The following is an 18,686-nucleotide window of genomic DNA, read 5'->3' on the forward strand; positions in this document are numbered from 1 at the left end:
GCTCGGTCGCGCCATCCATGGCGCTCACGCCCCCGCAACCGGACCCACCCCGCCTTCGACAGTCTTCCGCGTTCTGTCGGAACCGCATTCTGCTCTGGTGGGTGTCGACCTTGGTCGACACGATTGAATTCATTCGAAATCTGACAGATGTGTCGACCAAGATCGACACCTACCGACAGCCGCGTGAACGTTTCGAAGTTGGGGCGGTGTCGGAGTGCGGGGTGTCAGCCGCATGGGCCCGAGGCATGCCTCGGGCGGGTTGGGCAGGACGCCCAACCCCGGTCTTGCCGTGCGCGCAGGACTGCGCGCACGAGCAAGCGGCTGCCAAGCCCCCATGGACGGGTTTACGGCGTCCCCGTACTCCGACACCGCCCCGCCAACCCACGAAATGCCCGCTGTTGATGTTGCCTTTGCCTCGGCAGGTGCAGGGCTGCACGACCTGCCAACAAAAAACCCCGCTTGCGCGGGGTTCTCTGTGCGTTGCGTGCAGCGCGAACGCTTACGGACGGCGGGCCAGAGCCTCGATGTCCTTGGCCTTCGGCAGCAAATCCTGCTTGCTCACGCGCAGGAAGCCGATCGTGAGCATCGGCACCGCGACCAGGATCGACGACATGACCACGATCACCGCACCGATCATGTGCGTTTCGGCCAGGCCTTCCATCGAGCTGCCACCGTACAGGTACAGGGCCAGTGCGGACAGGAAGAACATCACCGCGGTGATCACCGTACGCGACAGCGTCTGGTTGATCGAACGGTTCAGCACTTCCATCGGTTCCACGCGCAGGCTGCGGAAGTTCTCGCGGACGCGGTCGAACACCACGATGATGTCGTTGATCGCAAAGCCCATCACCGACAGCAGGCCGGCCAGCACAGTCAGGTCGAACTCGCGGCCCAGCAGGGACACGTAAGCCACCGTCACGATCAGGTCGAACATGGCCACGATGCTGGCGGTGACCGCGAACTTCCATTCAAAGCGGACGGCGATGTAGATCAGGAAGCCGGCCAGCATGAAGATGGTGGCGTACAGGCCGTTCATCGCCAGATCCTTGCCGATCTGCGGGCCGACGAACTCATTGCGCAGCACCGTCGCCTGGTTGTCGGCCGAGGACAGCGCCTTGACCACGGCCGCCGCGGTGGCCTTGTCCTCGGCGGCGGAATCGCCGGTACCCGGGGCATGCTCACCGTGCGGCGCCAGGCGGATCAGCAGGTCGGTACTGCCACCGACGCTCTGCACCTGGGCGCCGTCGAAGCCGCTCTGCTCGAGCTTGGTGCGGACCTGCTCGACGTCCACCGGGCGCTCGAAGCGGGCCTCGATCAGGGTGCCACCGGTGAAGTCCAGGGCATAGTTGAAGCCCTTGAAGCCGATGATGGCGATCGATGCCAGGAACACGATGATCGTGACGACCATGGCGACATGGCGCCACCGCATGAAATCGATCTTGGTGTCGTTCGGGAGGATGTGCAGCGGAAACAGTTTCATGTGCGTGTCGTCCCGTCAGATGGCCACGTTCTGGAGCTTCTTGCGGCGGCCGTAGATCAGCGTCGCCAGCGCACGCGACACGGTGATCGCGGTGAACATGGAGGCGAAAATACCGATGATCATGGTCAGCGCGAAGCCCTTCAGCGGACCGGTACCGAATGCGAACAGTGCCACGCCGACGATCAGGCCGGTCAGGTTGGCGTCGAGGATGGTGCCGGAAGCGCGCTCGTAACCGGTCACGATCGCGGTCTTGCCCGGAACACCGGCCCGCAGCTCTTCACGGATACGCTCGTTGATCAGCACGTTGGCGTCGACCGACAGGCCGACCGACAGCGCCAGGCCGGCAAAGCCCGGCAGGGTCATGGTCGCGCCGAACAACGACATCACTGCCACCACGATCAGCAGGTTGAACAGCATCGCCACCGACGTGATGATGCCGAACATGCGGTAGTAGATGCTGAAGAACACCAGGGTGAACAGGAAGGCGAAGACCACGGCGCGCATGCCGTTCTTGACGTTCTCGGCACCCAGGCTCGGGCCGACCACGCGCTCTTCGACGAAGTCCATCGGCGCGGCCAGCGAGCCGGACTTCAGCAGCTTGGCCAGGTCTTCGGCTTCCTTCTTCTGCAGGCCGGTGGTCTGGAAGTTCTTGCCGAACACGCCATTGATGTTGGCCACCGAGATCACTTCCTCGTTGACCTTGAAGCCGCGCACTTCCTGGCCGTCGACCACGGTCACGGTCGGCACGCGTTCGGTGTACACCACCGCCATCGGCTTGTTCACGTTGGCGCTGGTGAAGTCGAACATGCGCTGGCCACCGACGTTGTTCAGCGTCACGCTGACCGCCGGGGCACCGCTGTTGGCGTCGGTCACCGCCTGCGCAGCCACCATCTGGTCGCCGGTGACGATCACGCGCTTGTTCAGCAGGATCGGACCGCGGCCGTCACGCTGCTGGTAGACCTTGGCTTCCGGCGGGATGCGGCCGGCGTTGATGGCGTCCTGGGCGTTGCCCTCGACCACCGCACGGTATTCCAGGGTGGCGGTCGCACCGATCATGCGCTTGGCTTCGGCCGTGTCCTGCACGCCGGGCAGCTGCACCACGACGCGGTCGGCGCCCTGGCGCTGGATGATCGGCTCGGCCACGCCCAGCTGGTTCACGCGGTTGCGCAGGGTATTGATGTTCTGCTCGATGGCGCCGTTGGCGATCTGCGAGATCTCGGCCTCCGGCACGGTCACCGTGATGCGGCTGCCGCTGACGTCGTAACCGAGGGTCGGCTGCGCCTTGAGCAGGGCCGTGCGGGCGCGCTGCGCGGCGTCGTCACCGGCGGACGGGCTCAGGTTGGCCACGATGCTGTTGTCGGCGCGACGCTCGACCGACTGGTACGGAATGCGTGCGTCGCGCAGGGTGCTGCGCACGTCTTCGGTGTAGGCATCCAGGCGCTTGTCCAGCGCAGCCTTCTGGTCCACCTGCAGCACGAAGTGCACGCCGCCCTGCAGGTCCAGGCCGAGCGTCATCGGGCGACCGCCAAGATTGGCCAGCCAGTCCGGAACGGTGGATGCCAGGTTCAGCGCGACCGTGTAGTTCTCACCCACGCTGTCGCGCAGCAGGTCGCTTGCCGCGGCCTGGGTCTTGAGGTCCGGCAGGCGGACGATCAGGCTCTCGCCTTCCTTCTCCGCGCCGAGGCTGGCGATGCCGGCCTTCTTCAGGTCAGCCACCACGCGGTCGCGGAGGGCGTCGTCGACCTGTCCGCCACGGTTGGCGGTGATCTGGACGGCCGCGTCCTTCTGGTAGATGTTGGGCAGCGCATACAGCGTACTGAGCGCAAGTACGATCAGGATGACGACGTACTTCCAGCGTGGAAATTCGAGCATTGCTTGGGTCCCGCGCGGCGCCATCCCCGGCGCCGCGGTTGTGCATCGGAAAGGGAGTGGCTTACTGGGCCGACTTCAGGGTACCGGCCGGCAGCACGTTGCCGACAGCGCCCTTCTGCACGCGGATGCGCACGTTCTCGGCCACTTCCAGGGTGACGAAGTTGTCGCCGATGTCGGTGACCACGCCGGCGATGCCACCGTTGGTCAGCACTTCGTCGCCACGCTTGATCTTCTCCAGCATGGCCTTGTGCTCCTTCTGCCGCTTCATCTGCGGGCGGATCATCAGGAAGTACATGATGGCGATCAGGATGATCGGGAACAGCAGCGTGGTCAGGCCCATGCCCTGCGGTTGGCCACCGGCGGCCTGGGCGTGGGCGGCGGGAATCAGGAAGGCAAGCAGGTTCATCTTTGGTCCTTTGGTTGGGCGGCGCTCCGGCCCTTTCACGGGCGCGGGGTGTCGACCGCGGATCTGGGTCAGCCTTGAAGTATGCCATGGCCCCGGACGTTCGTCCCCGGGCCGTTCGACAGGGGGGGCGCCGGGTTACAGCGGCGGCGGAACCGCTCCGCGTGCCGCATAGAAGGACTCGCGGAAGGCCTGGAAGGTTCCCGCCTCGATCGCCGCCCGGATGTCGGCCATCAGCTTCTCGTAGTAGAACAGGTTGTGCAGGGTGCCCAGCATCGGCGCCAGCATCTCGTTGCAGCGGTCCAGGTGGCGCAGGTACGAGCGGGTGTAGCCGCCGGTACAGGCCACGCAGCCGCAGCCCGGTTCGATCGGGTCCATGTCCCGCGCATACTGCGAATTGCGGATGCGGACGGTACCGAACGAGGTGAAGTAATGACCGTTGCGCGCGTTGCGGGTCGGCATCACGCAGTCGAACATGTCCACGCCGCGTGCGACACCCTCGACCAGGTCTTCCGGCCGGCCCACGCCCATCAGGTAGCGCGGGCGGTCGCCCGGCAGCTCCGGATCCAGGTGGTCGAGCATGGCGTTGCGCTCATGCTCCGGCTCGCCCACGGCCAGGCCACCGATGGCATAGCCATCGAAGCCGATCGCCTGCAGGGCCTCGGCCGAGCGGCTGCGCAGGTCGGTATGCACCCCACCCTGGACGATCCCGAACAGGGCCGCATCGTTGCCGAGCTCGTCATGCGCGTTGCGGCTGCGCTGGGCCCAGCGCAGGCTCAGCTCCATCGAGCGGCGGGCGATGTCCTCGGTGGCCGGGTACGGGGTGCACTCGTCGAAGATCATCACCACGTCCGAATCGAGCACCTTCTGGATCTTCATGCTCTCTTCCGGGCCGAGGAACACCCGGGCCCCGTCGGTCGGCGAAGCGAAGGTCACGCCCTGTTCGGTGATCTTGCGGCGGTGGGCCAGCGAGAACACCTGGAAACCGCCGGAATCGGTCAGGATCGGGCCGTCCCAGCGGCAGAAGCCATGCAGTCCGCCGTGGTCGGCGATGATGTCCAGGCCCGGACGCAGGTACAGATGGAAGGTGTTGCCAAGGATGATCTCGGCACCCAGCGCGCGCACCTGGTCCGGCAGGATGCCCTTGACCGAGCCATAGGTTCCCACGGGCATGAAAGCCGGCGTTTCCACCGTGCCGCGCGGGAAGGTCAGGCGGCCGCGACGGGCACGGCCGTCGCGGGTCTTGAGCTGGAACTGCAGTCGGGACATGGAGCGGTCGTTCAGGCAAATAGTTGCCTATTGTCTCCCAAGAAGGCGTGCGCACCAAGGTGCGCACCCGCAAGGGTCCCTGCCCTCCCGGCGCGCCCTACCCTGCCTGCGGGAACAGCAGCATCGCGTCGCCGTAACTGAAGAAGCGATAGCGCTGCTGGATCGCGTGCTGATAGGCCTCGAACACCCGCTCCTTGCCGGCAAAGGCCGAAATCATCATCAACAGGGTGCTTTCCGGCAGATGGAAATTGGTCACCATCGCGTCAACGCTGCGGATCCGATAGCCCGGGGTGATGAAGATCTGCGTCTCGCCGGCGAACGGCAACAGCTCGCCGTCACGCATCGCACTTTCCAGCGCGCGCACCACGGTGGTGCCGACACCGATCACGCGCCCGCCCGCAGCGCGGGTCCGACGCACCTGCTGCACCAGCTCGGCGCCCACGTTCAGCCACTCGCGGTGCATCACGTGGTCCTTCAGGTCATCGGCTCGCACCGGCTGGAAGGTGCCTGCCCCCACGTGCAGGGTGACGTGGCCGAACTCCACGCCCTTGTCCTTCAGCGCGGCCAACAGCGGTTCATCGAAATGCAGGCCGGCGGTCGGTGCCGCCACCGCTCCCACCTCCCGCGCGAACACGGTCTGGTAGCGCTCGCGGTCGTCCACGCCCGGCTCGCGCTGGATGTAGGGGGGCAGCGGCAGGCGTCCGGCGTGGAGCAGCCACTGCTCCAGTGACTCGGGCACATGGAACTGCAGCACATAGAACTCGCCGTCGCGGCCCAGCACTTCGGCTTCGCCACCGGCATCGAGCGCGATGCGGCTGCCGGCCTTGGGCGACTTGCTGGCGCCGACCTGGGCACGCGCCTGCTGGCCGCCGAGCAGGCGCTCGATCAGGATCTCGACCCGCCCACCGCTGGCCTTCTGACCGAACAGGCGCGCCGGGATCACGCGCGTATCGTTGAATACCAGCAGGTCGCCCGGCTGCAGCAGCGAGGGCAGATCACGCACCTGCAGGTCGGTGAAGGCGGCAGGGGCCGGAGGCACCAGCAGCAGGCGGCTGGCGGAACGTTCAGCCAGCGGCGCCTGCGCGATCAGTTCAGCCGGCAGGTCGTAGTGGAAATCGGACTTCTTCAAGGCAGTGGGCGGCAACAGGTCGACAATGGCGCGCATTGTACGGCCAGCGTCTGCGAGCCGGCGTGGTTCGCGGCGAACGTCGCGCAAAATGCTGCTATGCAACAGGTTTCTGCGGGGTTATCGCGCAAAAAAACAAGTGCTAGCATCGAGATGGAAGTCCGCTGCACGAGGCCGCCCAGCGCGCGTGATGACGCGCGTTTTGCTTTTTGATGGCCCGTGCGCCCCATTGTTTCAGGAGATCTGCAATGAGCTTCATCGAACGCCTCGCCCCCCTGCGCAGCCAGCCCGGCACCCGCCTCACCACCGGCCTGGACGACGCCACCCTGACCACCCTGTCCGTCCGCCATCCGCAGCTGGTGGCCGCGGTCGAGGCCGCCGCCGCGGAGTTCGCCCGTGTGCAGGGCGAACTGGGGCCGTTGCTGGGGCAGGACGAACAGGCGCAGATCGATGCCATGCAGGACGGGTTCGTCAATTTCTACGCCGACGACGCCGTTACGCCCTATGTGGCGCTGGCCGCGCGCGGCCCGTGGGTGGTCACCCTGAAGGGGGCGGTGCTGTATGACGCTGGCGGCTACGGCATGCTCGGCTTCGGTCATACCCCCGACACGGTGCTGGAGGCGATGGCCCGACCGCAGGTGATGGCCAACATCATGACCCCCAGCCTGTCACAGCAGCGCTTCATCACCGCCCTTCGCGCCGAGATCGGCCACCGTCGTGGCGGCTGCCCGTTCGCCCGTTTCATGTGCCTGAACTCCGGCTCGGAAGCGGTCGGGCTGGCCGCACGCATCGCCGACGTCAACGCCAAGCTGCAGACCGACCCGGGTGCGCGCCACGCCGGCGCCGCGATCAAGCGCGTGGTGGTCAAGGGCAGCTTCCATGGCCGCACCGACCGGCCGGCGCTGTACTCCGATTCCAGCCGCAAGAGCTACATGCAGCATCTGGCCAGCTACCGTGGCGAGGATTCGGTGATCACCGTGGCGCCGTACGACGAAGCCGGCCTGCGCGCGGTGTTCGAGGACGCCGCCCGCAACAAGTGGTTCATCGAGGCGGTGTTCCTGGAGCCGGTCATGGGCGAAGGCGATCCGGGCCGCTCGGTACCGCCGTCGTTCTATGCCCTGGCCCGCGAATTGACCCGCGCGCACGGCAGCCTGCTGCTGCTCGATTCGATCCAGGCCGGCCTGCGCGCGCACGGCGTGCTGTCGGTGGTTGACTACCCGGGCTTCGAAGGCCTGGATCCGCCGGACATGGAAACCTACTCGAAGGCCCTGAACGCGGCCCAGTACCCGCTGTCGGTGCTGGCGGTGACCGAGCATGCCGCACAGCTGTACCGCAAGGGCATCTACGGCAACACCATGACCAGCAACCCGCGTGCGCTGGACGTGGCCTGCGCGACGCTGGCACAGCTGACCCCGCAGGTGCGCGCCAACATCGCCGAGCGCGGCGCCGAAGCCGTGCGCAAGCTGGAACAGCTCAAGGGCGAGCTTGGCGGGCTGATCACCAAGGTGCAGGGTACCGGCCTGCTGTTCTCGTGCGAGCTGGCGCCGCAGTTCAAGTGCTACGGCAGTGGTTCCACCGAAGAATGGCTGCGCCGGCATGGCATCAATGTGATCCATGGCGGCGAGAACTCGCTGCGCTTCACGCCCCACTTCGGCATGGACAGCGAAGAGCTGGATCTGCTGGTGGGCATGGTCGGCCGCGCCCTGCGTGAAGGCCCGCGACGCGAGCAGGCTGCGGCGGCGTAAGCCCCCGCTTTTTTGAAGAGCCGAAGGCAGCGGCAGGAGCCGCTGCCAACGTCGCTGGCGACGGCCCGAAGGGTGCCGGTCAGGACGACCGGCATAGCCCATGCTCGGCTAGGGCATTGCCGCGATCTGAACGAAGAGCAGCCGAGCATGGCTCGGCTCTACAGAAGGCCTCTCAAGGCCTCATAATCCTTGGACACCCCGTCCCTGACCGCCCTGCGGTCGGCGACGGGGCGTTTTCGTTTCCGGCCAAGAGACAGGAAGATCCATGAAATCGATCTGTGTGTACTGTGGTTCCAACGCTGGCAGCAAGCCGGCCTATACCGAACGCGCCATTGCACTGGGCGACCGCATCGCCCGCGACGGCCTGCGCCTGGTGTATGGCGGCGGCAACGTCGGCCTGATGGGAACCGTGGCCAATGCCGTGCTCGCGGCCGGCGGCGAGGTCACCGGCGTGATCCCCCGCCAGCTGGCCGACTGGGAAGTGGCCCATCGCGGCCTGACCGAGCTGGAGATCGTCGGCTCAATGCACGAACGCAAGTCGCGCATGTTCGACCTGGCCGACGGCTTCGTCGCCCTGCCCGGCGGCTTCGGCACCATGGAGGAGATCTTCGAGATGCTGACCTGGCGCCAGCTGGGCATCGGCAACAAGCCCTGTGCATTCCTGGACGTGGACGGCTTCTACGCGCCGCTGATCGGCATGATCGATCGCATGGTGGATGAGCGTTTCCTGCACCCGGACCAGCGCCAGGACCTGTGGTACGGCTCGGACATCGAGCAGATGCTGGAGTGGATGAAGAACTACCAGCCGGCACAGGCCTCCAAGTGGATCGACGAGAAGCGCCGCGCCGCCCTGCGTTGATCGTCCGCCGCGTGGCGTCTCAGGTCGCCACGTCGGCCCAGGGAGCCGGTCGCCCCAGCAGGTAGCCCTGGCCGTAATCGCAGCCCAGTTCGCGCAGTGTCTGCCGCTGGGCTTCGGTTTCGATGCCTTCGCCGATGGTTTCGATGCCCAGCGTGCGCGCCAGCGACAGCACGCCCTGTACAAGCGCGCGGGTGCTCTGCACTTCCGGTCCATGCAGGCCGGCAATGAAGCTCTGGTCGATCTTCAGCGTGCTGATCGGGAAGCGGTGCAGGTACGACAACGCCGAGAAGCCGGTGCCGAAGTCGTCCAGCTGCACCTGGATGCCGCGCTCGCGCAGTCCCTGCAGGATATGCAGCGTGTGCGGGCCGTCATCCAGCAGCGCGACCTCGGTGATCTCCAGGCGCAACCGGCGCGGATCGGCCCCGCAGGCGTCGAGCAGGCCGAACAGGCGCGCACTGAAACCGGCCGAACGGAAATGCCGCGGCGACACGTTCACCGACACATAGCCCTGCCCGCCCGCGGCCAGGCCGGCGATGACCTGTTCGTAGATCAGCCAGTCGACCTGTTCGATCAACCCGCTCTCCTCTCCCAGCTCCAGGAACGCGCCCGGCAACAGCAGGCCACGCCGTTCGTGCTGCCAGCGCAGCAGCGCTTCGTGTCCCACCACTTCCCCGTCGGACAGGCGCACGATCGGCTGGTAGAACGGCACGAAATCCCGGTTGTTGATCGCCCGCCGCAGATCGGCTTCCAGATCGAGGCTGCGCATGGCCTGCTCGCGCATGTCCTCGTCGAAGATCGCACAGCGATCATGCCCCTGCGCCTTGGCCCGGTACATGGCGGCGTCGGCATCGCGCAGCAGCTCTTCTCCGGTCCGGTAACGCGGATTCCACAGCGCGATGCCGAGGCTGCCGGACGGGAACAGCTCGCGCCCGGCGATCCACATCGACTCCTGCAATGCCAACAGCAGGCGTTGACCGAAATCCAGGGCCTGCGCCAGGCCCAGCGGGCACTGCAGCAGCACCGCGAACTCATCACCGCCCAGGCGCGCCACCACGTCGTCGGGGCCCGCCATCGACACGATGCGCTTGGCCACTTCCACCAGCATGTGATCGCCGGCGGCGTGGCCGATGCTGTCGTTGACCAGCTTGAAACGGTCCAGATCCAGGAACAGCACCGCGAACACCGGGCCGTCCTCCTGCCTGGCCAGTACCAGCGCATCCTGCAGCCGGTCCAGCAGGTGTAGGCGGTTGGGCAACCCGGTCAGCGCGTCGTGCATGGCCTGGTGGGTCAGCCGCTGCTCGGCACGCAGGCGCTCGCCGATCTGGCCCAACAGCTTTTCGTTGACCTCAGCCAGTTCGCGCGTGCGTTCGTCCACGCGCTTCTCCAGTTCGGCATGCGCCGAACGCAGGCGCTGCTGGTCGCGCTGGCGGGCCAGTCCGGTGCCGATGTTCTGCGCGACGAAGGTCAGCAAGCGCTGGTCGTGGATGCTGAAGGCACGCTGCTCGCTGTAGCTCTGCACCACGATCGCGCCAACCACTTCGTCATCCCGCAGCAGCGGCACGCCCAGCCAGCACAGCGAGCGCGCACCGGACTCGCGCACCTCGCCACTGGCGCGCAGCGAGTCGATCTGCGCGCGGGAGGCCAACAGGGGCTGGCGGTTGCGCACCACGTATTCGGTCAGGCCACGACTGAACGCACGGGAGGCGCGGCTGGCGTGGCGTTCATCCACCGAGTAGACGAAATCCAGTCCATCACCCGCCTCGTTGACCAGCGCGATGTAGAAATTGCGCGCGTCGAGCAGTCGGCCGACCACGCCATGCACCTGGCCGTAGAACTGCTCCAGGCTCTCGGCGGACATCGCCATCTCTGCAATGTCGTACAGCGCGATCTGCAGCTGCTCGGCACGACGACGCTCTGCCACTTCGTCCTGCAGGCTGTGGTTGGCGCGTTGCAGTTCCTGCGTGCGCAGTTCCACCTGCTGCTCGAGCCGCACCTGGGCCTGCCGCCGGTCCATCGCGGTCTGTACGTGCTGGGCAACGAAACCCAGCAGTGCACGCTCGGCCTCGCCATAGCGGTCTGCCTGCTCGTAGCTCTGCACCACGATGGCACCGCACACCCGGCCATCGCGCAGCATCGGCACACCCAGCCAGTCCAGGCTTTCGGGGCCGCGAAGCGGGTCATGCTCCTGCCCGACCTCGCGGGCCAACAGTTCCCGCGAAGGTCCGCTCAGGGGCCTGCCATGGTGCAGCAACGCCACCGTCAGGCTGCGCGGCATTCCACTGGCGTCGAAGCTCTGCGCCGGATCGGCGACGAAATCATCCACCTGGTCGGCGAAGTACAGGAACCTGATCTGGTCGTGCAGGTCATCGTATTCGACGATGTAACAGTTTTCCGCGTACATCAGCGTGCCCAGCACGTCGTGCACGCGGCGCAGCATCTGCCCCATCTCCAGGTCGGCGCCGGCAAGATCGGCAATCTGGAACAGCGCCTGCTGCAGCCGCTCGGCCTCTTCCAGCGCCTTGATCTGTCCCGCCTGGCGGCCCCGCTGCAGGGCCAGCTCCATGGCCTGCCGCGCCAGACCCCACCATGCGGACGAAGGCGCCGCGCCTTCCACCACCAGGTACAGGCGGGCACCATCATGATCCCAACCGTGGCGGCCATCGCCTGCAGCCGGTGCCCCGCTGTCGGCCGCGACCGGGGGTATCGGCCAGATGGCGTCACCGCGCCCCAGCTGGGGATCGTCCCAGCCGACCCGGACCACCGCCGATTCCGGCAGCAGCGCATGCAGCGCGCGCACGAGTTCCGTACTCAGCACGGCCTCGTGTGATGGCGTTTGCGCAGGTTCAGCGTGCGTGGACAAATGACAATCTCTTGGCGCCGTCTGTGCGTCGCCTCCCCTGAGCCGCCGAGCATAGCGCGCCACCGGGGGGGCAATGGAAGCCCGGCAACCCCGAATCGTGCGCCCGTTCGTTATTCCTGGCGTCCGCACCCCGTTCCGAGCCATGAACCTCGCCCTGTCCGCCCCCGCACCCCGCTATGCGCCATCGTCGGCAGGCCTTAACCTGTACCGCGTGGACGCCAGCGCCCTGCCAACCGATGAAGCCTTGATGCTCGCCTGGGCCGGCGGCGACCTGCACGCGTTCGAGAGCCTGTATGCGCGCCATCGCAAGCGCCTGTTCGGCTTCCTGCTGCGCCAGCTGCGCGATACCGCCCTGGCCGAGGAGATCTTCCAGGACGTCTGGCAACGGGTCATCAGCGCACGGTCCGGCTGGCAGCCGGATGCCGCCTTCAGCACCTGGCTGTTCCGCATCGCGCACAACCGGCTCAACGATCACTGGCGCGCCGCACGCCACCGCCCGGCGGCGCCGGCCGATGCCGAGCTGCGTCTGGCCGCGCTGGAAGACGGGCAGACCCCGGAAGCAGAGCTTTCAGAATTCGAGCAACGTCGCCGCATCCAGCGCGCGATGGAAGAACTGCCGCTGGAGCAGCGCGAAGTGCTGCAGCTGCGGCTGGATCAGGAACTGAGCCTGGAGGAGATCGGCCAGATCACCGGCGTAGGCCGGGAAACCGTGAAATCGCGGCTGCGCTATGCGATGGACAAGCTGCGTGCGGGACTGAACGCATGAACCGAGACGAACCCCTGACGCCTGAAGAGCGCGAGCTGACGCGCCTGCTCGGCCGTCGTGCCGAACAGGCTCCTCCGGCGGCGCTGGATGCCACGATCCTGGCGGCCGCCCGTGCGGCGGTGCAGGCCCCCGAGGCCGACGCGCCCGGTGCGGGCAGCGTGCGTGCACGGCGTCCGCGCCGTCACTGGCCTGCGGTGTTCGGCGTCGCTGCATCGATGGTATTCGCCATCGGCATCGCCTGGCAGCTGCGCCCGGAACCGCCCGCGCTCCCGGCGCACGATGCGCAGGTCACCGCGCCGCCGATCGCCGACGAGGTCGCTGCCGAAGTGGCCGCGCAGCCTGCCGAGGGCCCTACCCGGCCTTCCCCTGCCGAGCCGGCCATCGCAAGTGCGCCGCCGGCACCACCGGCACCGGTCGCGGCACCCAGGCCCGCCGCGCCGGCCCGATCCTCCGCACCACAAGCACCGGCACCGACGGTGGCGGCACGAGCGAAAGCGGCGGCTCAGGCCACCGAGCGCGCCGCCGCCGACACCGCAGCTCCGCCGCCGGCTGCGGAACCTCCGGCCGCTGTGGCCTATTCGGCACCGCTGCCTGCTGCGGCGCCTGCGCCGCCGTCGCTGGAAGCGCGCGACGCCGTTGCCCCCCTGTCCGGCGCGATGGAGGCCGCCCCGGCCAGCGCGGGACAGCGCGGTGATACCACGGCGCTCAAGCGGGCCGCACCGCTCCGCAGCGCACCGGGCGTGATGCGTCGCGGCAGCGATGCCGCGCTCAGCGCTACGGCCGTGCAGGCCGAAGTGGCCGCCGACGCCCAGCTGCCCCGCCGGCAGTGGCTGCAGAAGATCCGCGAACGTCGCGACGAAGGCCAGCGCGACATCGCCCGTGCCAGCCTCGAGCGCTACGTGCAGCAGTATCCGGAGTCGCGGCTGCCACGCGACCTGCGTCCTCTGCTGGACGACTGAAGCATGGGGGCGGCAACCCCGTAGAATGAAGGGAATGCCCGATACCCTCGCCCAGCCCGTCAGCCACACGCTGGAAGTCAAGCACAGCCGCTTCATCGCCCATGCCGCGCCCATCGATGGCGCGGCGGCGGCGATGTCGTTCCTGCAGCGGGTGATGGTGGCCGACGCCACGCACAACTGCTGGGCCTACCGGCATGGACAGGAGTATCGCTCCAGCGATGATGGCGAGCCGGCGGGGACTGCCGGCCGGCCGATCCTGGCCGCCATCGATGGCCAGGGCTTCGACCGGGTCATGGTGGTGGTGATCCGCTGGTACGGGGGTATCAAGCTCGGCGCCGGCGGTCTGGTCCGCGCCTACGGCGGTACCGCCGCCGAGTGTCTGCGCACGGCACCGCGGCTGCCGCTGGTGGCGATGGCACGGCTGCAGCTGCTGGCCGGCTTCGAGGACCTGGGTACCCTGCATGCGGCCCTGCCCGCGTTCTCCGCCGAGAAGCAGGATGAACAGTTCGACGCTGAAGGCGTGCGCCTGCGGATCGAATTACCCGCCGGCCAGGCCGACGCATTGAAAATCCGCCTGCGAGACGCCACCCGTGACCGTATCCGTATCCGAGATGACGACCAGGATGACTGACAAGGACGACGCGGCCGCCGCGACCCCGCCATTGCGCCGCCTCGGCAGCCTGCGAACGCTGTGGCCGTTCGTGCGCCGGCACAGTGGCCTGTTCGCCGCCTGGCTGCTGGCGCTGGCCGTCTCCTCGGCCGCCACCCTCAGCCTGCCTCCGGCCGTCAAGCAGATGATCGACCACGGCTTCAGCAGCGGCGGCCAGATCAACCGGGCGTTTGCCCTGCTGATGCTGGTGGCGGTAGTGCTGGCGATCGCCACCTCCGCACGCTTCTACTTCGTGTCGCTGCTCGGCGAGAAGGTAGTTGCCGACCTGCGCAGCCGTCTGTACGGGCACCTGATCCAGTTGGGTGCCGGTTTCCATGACCGCAGCCGCAGCGGCGAACTGGTCTCGCGCCTGACCGCCGACAGCGAGCTGCTGCGCAGCGTGGTGGGTTCGACCATGTCAGTCGCATTGCGCAGCAGCGTGACGGTGGTCGGCAGCCTGGCCATGCTGTTCGTGACCAGTCCGCGCCTGGCGGCGTGGTCGCTGCTCGGCATCCCGCTGGCGGTGCTGCCCATCATCATCGGCGCACGCAAGCTGCGCACCGTCGCGCGCAGCAGCCAGGACCGCATCGCCGACGCCAACAGCCTGGCCAGCGAGACCCTCGGTGCCGTCCGCACGGTGCAGGCACATGCGCGCGAGCCTTACGAGCGCGGCCGCTTCGACCTGGCGCTGGGCGATGCGATCCGGGCCGCACGCCGGCGCATCGGCGCACAGTCGCTGGTCACCGCCAGTGCCATCCTGCTGATCTTCGGTGCCATTGTCGGCGTGCTGTGGCTGGGCGCCCACGATGTCATCGAGGGCCGCCTCAGTGCCGGCACCCTGGGCCAGTTTGTGCTTTATGCGCTGATCGGCGGTGGCTCGGTGGGCGCTCTGGCCGAAGTCTGGAACGAACTCCAGCGCGCTGCCGGCGGCATGGGCCGGATCGGCGAACTGCTGCAGGAGGATGTCGAGATCCGCGCGCCCGCGCATCCACGCGCGCTGCCGCAGCCGCTGCAAGGCGAGATCCAGTTCGATGACGTGGTGTTCCACTACCCGCAGCGACCGGACCAGGCCGCGCTCGACCACTTCAGCCTGCATGTGCGCCCCGGCGAGACCGTGGCCCTGGTCGGTCCCTCGGGTGCAGGCAAGAGCACGGTGCTGTCGATGCTGCTGCGCTTCCATGACCCGGCCAACGGCCGCATCTGCGTGGACGGCATCGATGTGCGCGAGGTCGATCCCGCCGACCTGCGCGCCCAGCTGGCCCTGGTGCCGCAGCAACCGACGCTGTTCGCCGCCAGCGCCCGCGACAACATCCGCTACGGCCGCCTGCAGGCCAGCGATGCCGAAGTCGAGGAAGCGGCTCGTGCCGCTGAGGCCGATGGCTTCCTGCGTGCGTTGCCGCAGGGTTATGACAGTGAGCTGGGCGAGCGCGGCGCGCGCCTGTCCGGCGGGCAGCAGCAGCGCGTGGCGATCGCCCGCGCGCTGCTGAAGGATGCGCCGATCCTGCTGCTGGACGAAGCCACCAGCGCGCTCGACGCGCAGAGCGAGTACGGTGTACAGCAGGCGCTGGAGCGCCTGATGGCGGGCCGCACCACGCTGGTCATCGCACACCGTCTGGCAACCGTGCTCAAGGCCGACCGCATCGTGGTCATGGACCAGGGGCGCATCGTCGCCGAAGGCACGCACGCACAGTTGTTGGCTGAAGGGGGTCTGTACGCGGAGCTGGCGCGACTGCAGTTCATCGATTGATGACGGTCGGCTAACACCTCTGGCGCCAAGCTGGCCGCGCAGAAGCAGCATCCGCTGAAGGAGGTGGACGATGTCGTTCCGTCAGTTTCCCGCAGTCGACAGCAATGGCGAGAGCCATATCATCATCGAGTTCAAGCCCGAGGCCAGTGGCAGCGGGCATCATTCCGAAGCCACCCCGCGCTACGAGCTCGACGACGGGCGTCATCTGGTGCGCAATGGCCGCGAATTCAGCACCAGCGGCGGCGAACTGCGGCTGACCATCTAGCGTCGCGCGGGTCATCGCAGGGCCGCCGGGCGTAGCCCGGCCTCACCGGCAGCACCCTGGTCAGTTTTTCGCCACAGATCTTGACAGCCTGTGCTGGCAAGGCATGAGCAGTGTTATCCACATGTTTGCGCAGAATTCATCCACATCCCCTGTGGATGAATGCACTACGCCAGTACCCGTCCGATTCCGCTGGCATCCACGGCGGCCGCTGCGTCGGCCAGGGCACGTGGATCACTGCCGGCGACGAAGCCGATGCGGAAATGCACTTCCCCGCCCGGCGTGCGCGAGGAATGGATGGAAGCCAGGCTGATGCCGTGCTGCTCGAAGATGTTCAGCAGCTCACGCAGTGAGCCCGGGCGATCTTCCGGCAGGTGGACCGACACGGCGTTGCGCTCGGTCAGATCGGCCAGCAGGTAGCCCACCCGCTCGAAGGTATAGTTTCCCGAGGCCAGTGCAGGCGCGCCGAAGGCGGCCTGGTTCGCCGCCAGCATCTGCTCGCGGAACGCACCGCGCGCCATGTCGTCGCCTTGGTCCACCTGGGCCTGCAGCATGCGCAGCTGGCCGACCAGGCGTTCCAGCATCGGCGCGACATGCGGATTGCCGAACTGGATGTCCTCATAGATCGCCGGATTCAGCGAGAGGATGCGCGAGATGATCGCGGTATCCAGTTCGAACGACGCCGAGCGATAGGGAAGCATCGCTTCCAGTGTCCCCAGTTGCGGCTGATATTCCCGCAGCACGCCGGCCTGGGCCAGATGCGTGGCATGCACCATCGCCTGCACCAGCGCCATCATCTGGTCATGGTGCTGTGGCGTGGCGCGCACGCACTCGGCCTGCAGCGCCACGCACAGCGCATCCAGCCAGGGCCGACAGTGCTGCAGTCGCGCTTCGCAGACCACCATCACCCTGCCCTTCAACGTGGGGGCCTTCGGCGGCGCGGTCATCGGGTGCAGGCCGACCACTTCGGCCTGTGAGGCAAGCATCGCCTGTACCGGCGCGTCCTTGACCGAGGTGACATCGAGCCACAGGCGCCCGCGTTCACGACCCGCCGAGCGGCGCACGTATTCGGCGATCAGTTCCGGCGTATGCCGGATCGGTGCGGAGAACACCAGTACATCGGCCTCGGCCAGCAACTGCTCCGGTGTATGCGAAGCAGCATCGGCCGGATCGTGGCCGATCACCTGCAGTCGCATCTGCTGCTCGAAGAAGCGGCCCAGCCAGCGCCCGTAGGCGCCGGCACTGCCGACGATGCCGATCGTGCGCGGCGCAAAGTGCTGCACTGCCGTCATGCCACGCGTTCAGCGCGGAAGCGCGTGCCTTCGGCCAGTGCGGCGGGCGCCGCGGCAATCACGTCGAACTCCTCGAAACCATTGGCCAGCGTGGCCTCCAGGGCGGCATGGGTACCTGCGATGGCACGCGAGATCGCCTGCTGCATCGACTCTCCCCGCAGCAGGAACGACACCACCAGCGACATCAGTACGTCGCCGGTCCCGGCCACGTCCACCGGCAGCAGCGGCGAGGTCCAACGCCAGGTCTCGTCGCGTCCCACCGCCAGCGTCACCAGCTCGCCCGGCGTGCCACCCACGCTGTGCGCGATCACCCAGTGCGGGCCACGGTCCAGCAGCGTGCGTGCGGCGGCGATGGCATCGGCCTCGGCCAGCGCCGGCATGCCGGTCAGGCGATTCAGTTCAAAGGCGTTCGGGGTCACCAGCCAGGCATGCGGCAACAGGCGCTCGGCGAAGATCGCTTCCAGTCCCGGTTCCACGTAGGGGCCAGTGTGTGTGTCACCGATCACCGGATCCAGGCAGTAACGCAGCTGCGGGCAGGCCGGCAGGATGTCGTCCAGCCAATCGGCGAAGGTGGCACCGTTGGCCGTGCTGCCAAAGTAGCCGGAGACGAGCATCTTCGCCCGCTGCGGCAGGCCGCGCTCGTGGGTGCCCAGCAACAGATCGGCGAACCAGTCGGCGGGCAGCACGCGACCGCGGGTGGTGTCGTAGAACGGCGCGTTGCTGAGCAGCACGGTCGGAATTTCAGCTACGCGCACGCCGAGCGCGCGCATCGGCGGTACGGCGGCGCTGTTGCCGGCATGGCCGTAGACCAGTTGCGACTGGACCGAGATGACATCGATCGGCGACGGGCCGTCGGGCCGCTGGCGGCGGCCGTGGACCAGGTGGTTGTCAAGGGATTCGCTCATGGCCGCATTCTACGCCCAAGGGGGTTTTCGGCAGGGCTTGCAGCCCTGCACCTGCTCAATGCAACGGCAACGGCCGAAGCCAAAGCCAAAGCCAAAGCGGCATTCCGTGGGGTGGCGGGGCGGTGTGGCTGGTCAGGACACGCCGTAAACCCATCCATGGGGGCTCGATGGCGCCATCCATGGCGCCAACGGTCCTGACCACCCACACCGCCCCACCTTCGACAGGTTCACGCGGCTGTTGGTAACTGCGGCTGTTGTTCCGCGCGGCTGTTGGTAGGTCGACCTTGGTCGACACATCTGTCAGATATCGAATGAATTCATCCACGCATGGCGTGGATCTACCGTGTCGACCAAGGTCGACACCTACCAGAGCAGAGTGCTGTTCCGACAGATCGCGGAAAACCACCGAAGGCGGGGTGGGTCCGGTTGCGGGGGCGTGAGCCGCATGGATGCGGCGACCGAGCTTACATGGACGTACTTGCAGCGTCCCCC

The 18,686-nt window shown here is 67.4% G+C and carries 15 protein-coding genes; 7 read left to right on the forward strand and 8 right to left on the reverse strand.

What is annotated here, in order from left to right; translation table 11 throughout:
* Positions 1-499: 499 nt before the first annotated feature.
* The 5 genes from secF to queA form a co-directional block, all read right to left on the reverse strand.
* The gene (gene secF, locus QMZ25_RS08245; RefSeq protein ID WP_053519778.1) at positions 500-1,480 is read right to left on the reverse strand and encodes a protein translocase subunit SecF; all 981 of its coding nucleotides are present in this window, start codon (positions 1,478-1,480) and stop codon (positions 500-502) included.
* A 15-nt stretch (positions 1,481-1,495) separates the two neighbouring features.
* Positions 1,496-3,352 (reverse strand): protein translocase subunit SecD, encoded by a 1,857-nt coding sequence (gene secD, locus QMZ25_RS08250; protein WP_053519779.1) that lies wholly within the window; start codon positions 3,350-3,352, stop codon positions 1,496-1,498.
* Between the two features lie 61 nt (positions 3,353-3,413).
* Positions 3,414-3,758 carry a preprotein translocase subunit YajC gene (gene yajC, locus QMZ25_RS08255; protein WP_053519780.1) on the reverse strand — a complete coding sequence of 115 codons (345 nt, stop codon included), beginning with the start codon at positions 3,756-3,758 and terminating at the stop codon, positions 3,414-3,416.
* Between the two features lie 135 nt (positions 3,759-3,893).
* Positions 3,894-5,024 (reverse strand): tRNA guanosine(34) transglycosylase Tgt, encoded by a 1,131-nt coding sequence (gene tgt, locus QMZ25_RS08260; protein ID WP_283219436.1) that lies wholly within the window; start codon positions 5,022-5,024, stop codon positions 3,894-3,896.
* 97 nt (positions 5,025-5,121) lie between these two features.
* Positions 5,122-6,189: a tRNA preQ1(34) S-adenosylmethionine ribosyltransferase-isomerase QueA gene (queA, locus tag QMZ25_RS08265; RefSeq protein WP_111185614.1), complete on the reverse strand. Its 1,068-nt coding sequence runs from the start codon at positions 6,187-6,189 to the stop codon at positions 5,122-5,124.
* 209 nt (positions 6,190-6,398) lie between these two features.
* Here queA and QMZ25_RS08270 point away from each other — a divergent pair, with 209 nt between their 5' ends.
* Both QMZ25_RS08270 and QMZ25_RS08275 read left to right on the forward strand, forming a co-directional pair.
* Positions 6,399-7,895: an aminotransferase class III-fold pyridoxal phosphate-dependent enzyme gene (locus QMZ25_RS08270; protein ID WP_128988969.1), complete on the forward strand. Its 1,497-nt coding sequence runs from the start codon at positions 6,399-6,401 to the stop codon at positions 7,893-7,895.
* Positions 7,896-8,160: 265 nt separating this feature from the next.
* Positions 8,161-8,754, forward strand: coding sequence for a TIGR00730 family Rossman fold protein (locus QMZ25_RS08275; RefSeq protein ID WP_065175031.1), 594 nt, complete (start codon positions 8,161-8,163; stop codon positions 8,752-8,754).
* Positions 8,755-8,773: 19 nt separating this feature from the next.
* Here QMZ25_RS08275 and QMZ25_RS08280 read toward each other — a convergent pair whose 3' ends face one another.
* Positions 8,774-11,569 (reverse strand): EAL domain-containing protein, encoded by a 2,796-nt coding sequence (locus QMZ25_RS08280; protein WP_231107716.1) that lies wholly within the window; start codon positions 11,567-11,569, stop codon positions 8,774-8,776.
* 292 nt (positions 11,570-11,861) lie between these two features.
* Between QMZ25_RS08280 and QMZ25_RS08285 the strand changes: the two genes are divergently transcribed.
* The 5 genes from QMZ25_RS08285 (at position 11,862) to QMZ25_RS08305 (ending at position 16,000) form a co-directional block, all read left to right on the forward strand.
* Positions 11,862-12,380: an RNA polymerase sigma factor gene (locus QMZ25_RS08285; protein ID WP_229765872.1), complete on the forward strand. Its 519-nt coding sequence runs from the start codon at positions 11,862-11,864 to the stop codon at positions 12,378-12,380.
* Complete coding sequence (locus QMZ25_RS08290; protein WP_283219437.1) at positions 12,377-13,339, forward strand: hypothetical protein; 963 nt, start codon at positions 12,377-12,379, stop codon at positions 13,337-13,339. The genes QMZ25_RS08285 and QMZ25_RS08290 overlap by 4 nt, the downstream gene beginning before the upstream one ends.
* Before the next feature lie 34 nt (positions 13,340-13,373).
* Positions 13,374-13,970: a YigZ family protein gene (locus QMZ25_RS08295; protein WP_283219438.1), complete on the forward strand. Its 597-nt coding sequence runs from the start codon at positions 13,374-13,376 to the stop codon at positions 13,968-13,970.
* On the forward strand, positions 13,963-15,735 hold the full coding sequence (locus QMZ25_RS08300) for an ABC transporter transmembrane domain-containing protein (protein ID WP_065181307.1): 1,773 nt from the start codon (positions 13,963-13,965) through the stop codon (positions 15,733-15,735). The genes QMZ25_RS08295 and QMZ25_RS08300 overlap by 8 nt, the downstream gene beginning before the upstream one ends.
* Before the next feature lie 70 nt (positions 15,736-15,805).
* Positions 15,806-16,000, forward strand: coding sequence for a hypothetical protein (locus tag QMZ25_RS08305; RefSeq protein ID WP_277381668.1), 195 nt, complete (start codon positions 15,806-15,808; stop codon positions 15,998-16,000).
* Positions 16,001-16,164: 164 nt separating this feature from the next.
* On the opposite strand, the gene QMZ25_RS08310 is transcribed toward QMZ25_RS08305, so the two are convergent.
* Positions 16,165-17,289 carry a prephenate dehydrogenase gene (locus QMZ25_RS08310; RefSeq protein WP_180876314.1) on the reverse strand — a complete coding sequence of 375 codons (1,125 nt, stop codon included), beginning with the start codon at positions 17,287-17,289 and terminating at the stop codon, positions 16,165-16,167.
* Positions 17,286-18,194: a pyridoxal kinase gene (pdxY, locus tag QMZ25_RS08315; protein ID WP_283219439.1), complete on the reverse strand. Its 909-nt coding sequence runs from the start codon at positions 18,192-18,194 to the stop codon at positions 17,286-17,288. The genes QMZ25_RS08310 and pdxY overlap by 4 nt, the downstream gene beginning before the upstream one ends.
* Positions 18,195-18,686: the final 492 nt, after the last annotated feature.

Origin of the sequence: Stenotrophomonas sp. RS-48 (assembly GCF_030053245.1) — a bacterium.
GTDB lineage: Bacteria > Pseudomonadota > Gammaproteobacteria > Xanthomonadales > Xanthomonadaceae > Stenotrophomonas > Stenotrophomonas maltophilia_P.